The 2,919-nt window shown below is 66.1% G+C and carries 5 protein-coding genes; all 5 read right to left on the bottom strand.

What is annotated here, in order from left to right; translation table 11 throughout:
- Positions 1-376: NAD(P)-binding domain-containing protein (locus C4301_RS09690; protein ID WP_352414863.1), on the bottom strand; the 376-nt coding region annotated here is incomplete at its 3' end.
- Positions 377-385: 9 nt separating this feature from the next.
- Positions 386-733: a DUF3054 domain-containing protein gene (locus C4301_RS09685; protein WP_352414862.1), complete on the bottom strand. Its 348-nt coding sequence runs from the start codon at positions 731-733 to the stop codon at positions 386-388.
- Positions 730-1,698 carry a lipoyl synthase gene (gene lipA, locus C4301_RS09680; RefSeq protein ID WP_352414861.1) on the bottom strand — a complete coding sequence of 323 codons (969 nt, stop codon included), beginning with the start codon at positions 1,696-1,698 and terminating at the stop codon, positions 730-732. The genes C4301_RS09685 and lipA overlap by 4 nt, the downstream gene beginning before the upstream one ends.
- Positions 1,682-2,317: a lipoyl(octanoyl) transferase LipB gene (lipB, locus tag C4301_RS09675; RefSeq protein WP_352414860.1), complete on the bottom strand. Its 636-nt coding sequence runs from the start codon at positions 2,315-2,317 to the stop codon at positions 1,682-1,684. The genes lipA and lipB overlap by 17 nt, the downstream gene beginning before the upstream one ends.
- A gap of 189 nt (positions 2,318-2,506) precedes the next feature.
- On the bottom strand, positions 2,507-2,919 hold a 413-nt coding region (locus C4301_RS09670), incomplete at its 5' end, for a Rossmann-fold NAD(P)-binding domain-containing protein (RefSeq protein WP_503012426.1).

The following is a 2,919-nucleotide window of genomic DNA, read 5'->3' as shown; positions in this document are numbered from 1 at the left end:
CCCTTTCCGCCCCCGCCACCCCGCCCGAGACCGGGGCGTCCAGGTAGACCACGCCCTTGGCCTCGAGCCTTTCCGCGAGCCTGCGACTGGCCTCTGGCTCGCCGCTGGTGGCGTCCACCCAGTAGGTCCCGGCCCGTAAAAGGGGGTAGAGGGCCTCCGCCACCTCAATGACCTCCTTGGTGGTGGGCAGGCAGGTGAAGATCACCTCGGCCTCCGCCACCTCCTCCAGGGGAACCGCCCGGGAGCCATATTCCGCCTGGTGCTTTAGGGCCTTTTCAAAGGTGCGGTTCCAGACCAAGGTGGGCCGGTTCTTGGCCAGGTGGGCGGCCATGGGGTAACCCATCGCCCCAAGGCCGATAAAGGCCAGGGTTTCCATAGGTCCTTTTTACCAGGCCTTTAGGAGCTTGGCCAGGCCCCGGAAGAGGAGGAGGAAGAGGAGGCTGAAGCCCATGGCCACGGCCAGGAAGATGAAAAACCCCACCCCGAAGGGCTCGCCCAGGATCATCCCCCTAAGCCAAAGCCCCGCGGGAAAGGCCAGGAGCCAGGTGAGAAGGAGGTTTCCCAGGGTGGGCCTCCGGTAGGTGGAAAGGAAGGGGGAAAGGAGGAGCCAGACGAAGAGCACGGGGAGAAGGGTTCGCCCAATGCCCCCAGGGTCCACCGGCCGGCCATGGGAGAGGAGGCCCACCACTGCGAAAAGGAGGAGGGCCAGAAGGTCAAAGAGGAAAAGCCTCATCGTGCCTTGGCCTCCAGGAAGACCCGGTCCGCCCGGTACGAGCTCCGGACCAAAGGGCCGGAGAAGACCTCCCGGAAGCCCGCCTCATACCCCCAGGCCTCGTACTTCTTGAACTCCTCAGGGGTCACGTACCGTTCCACGGGCAGGTGGGCGGGGGTGGGCCTCAGGTACTGGCCCAGGGTGAGGATATCCACCCCCACGGCCCGGAGGTCCCGCATGGCCTCCCGGATCTCCTCCTCTTCCTCCCCCAGGCCCAGCATCAGGCTGCTTTTGGTGAGGACCTCGGGGCGGTAACGCTTGGCGTGGGCCAGGACCTTCAGGGACTGGTCGTACCCCGCCCGGGGGTCGCGCACCCTTGGGGTAAGGCGGCGAACGGTCTCCAGGTTGTGGGCAAAGACCTCGAGGCCCGCCTCCAGGACCGTCTCCACCGCCTTAAGGTCCCCTTGGAAGTCCGGGGTGAGGGCTTCCACCAAGACCCCAGGGGCGCGGCGTTTGATGGCCCGGATGGTGGCGGCGAAGTGGGCCGCCCCACCGTCGGGGAGGTCGTCCCGGTCCACGCTGGTGAGGACCACGTACCTCACCCCCATGGCCGCCACGGCCTCCGCCACCTTTTCCGGCTCCTCGGGGTCCAGGTACCCCCGGGGGTTCCCCGTGTCCACCGCGCAGAACTTGCAGGCCCGGGTGCAGATCCCCCCCAGGAGCATGAGGGTCATGGTCCCGTGGGCCCAACACTCCCCGATGTTGGGGCAGAGGGCTTCCTGGCAGACGGTGTGAAGGCCGAGCTCCTTCACCAGGCCTTTTAGCCTTTGGTAGGCGGCCCCTGTGGGCAGGGGGGCCTTGATCCAGGCGGGTTTGTTCCGGTCCACGGGCTCGGGCCGGGCCTGGGCCAGGCCGTTTTTGACCACCTTGAGCTCGATCACCCCGTCCGGGCCCACGAGCTCCACCGTTCTAAGCTGCGGTTTCACGCGCGAACACCTCCTCAAAGGCCGCCACCACCCGGGCCTTGACCTCCGGCATGGGCACCTTATATCCAAGAATTTTTTCCAAAGATGTGACCCCCTTCCCCTTAAGCCCGCAGGGGATGATCACGGAAAAATCGTTCAGGTCGGTGTTGACGTTCAAGGCGAAGCCGTGGAAGCTCACGCCCTCCTTGACCGCCACGCCAAGGGCGCAAAGCTTCTCCTCTCCCACCCAGACCCCCGCATACCCCGGGGTGGGGTAGGCCTGGATCTGGTAGCTTGCGGCCACCCGGATGATGGCCTCCTCGAGGCGGCGGAGAAACTCCCGCACCCTTCGGCCCACCCGGAAGATGGGGTAGCCCACCAGCTGGCCGGGGCCGTGGTAGGTCACATCCCCCCCCCGCTCCACCCAGAAGAGCTCAAACCCCATTTCCTTGTACCAGGCCTCGGGAAAAAGGAGGTTCTCCCCTGTGGCCTTCCGGCCCAGGGTGATGACCCTAGGGTGCTCCACGAGGAGGAGGGTCTCCGGCCGAAGGCCCTGGGCCACCTCCTTGTGGACCCGCTTCTGGTACTCCCAGGCCTCGAGGTAGGGCATGAGACCGAGGTCCTCCACCAAAAACCCCATGGCCTAAGGATACCCTTCCTGGGCTTGGGCGTGTAAAGGCGGAGCCACAATGCCTCCTCAGAGGGGAGGGTTGTCCGATCCACCCCCGGGTCATCGATCCGTAAGATGCGGCCGGGGTGGCGAAGGAGGTGGGGTGCATGCAAAACCCTTCAGGAACCGGAACGAAGGCCCTGGGGTTTCAACCGGCCGTTACGAGGTGGGGCCTTGAATCCCCATGACCCGGGCGATCAGCCGGTCGCGCAAGGGGGTGGGGAGGAGGCGTAAAAGCCAGACCTGCCGGGCCCTACTAGGGTGGGCGATGAGGTAACGCGCCTTGGGGTTGGGGCTGGTGAGGGCCCTCCAAACCCCCTCCGCCACCTGGGTTGGCGGAAGCCCCCGCCTGGCGTTTTGCTGGGCCATCTTCCGGGCCAGGTCCAAGTAGCGCCCGTAGACGGCCTCGGTTCCAGGCGGGGGAGGCTCCAGAAAACCTTCTGCCCTCTGGAGGGAGCGCTCCCAGATAGGAGTGGCCACCGAACCCGGTTCCACCAAAGAGACCCTGACCCCAAAGGGCAGAAGCTCCACCCGGAGGGCATCGGCGAGAGCCTCGAGGGCGAACTTGCTGG

This window comes from Thermus sp., assembly GCF_040290245.1.
Lineage (GTDB): Bacteria > Deinococcota > Deinococci > Deinococcales > Thermaceae > Thermus_A.
Note: the sequence above shows the minus strand (reverse complement) of the source record. Positions and strands in the feature narration are given on the sequence as shown.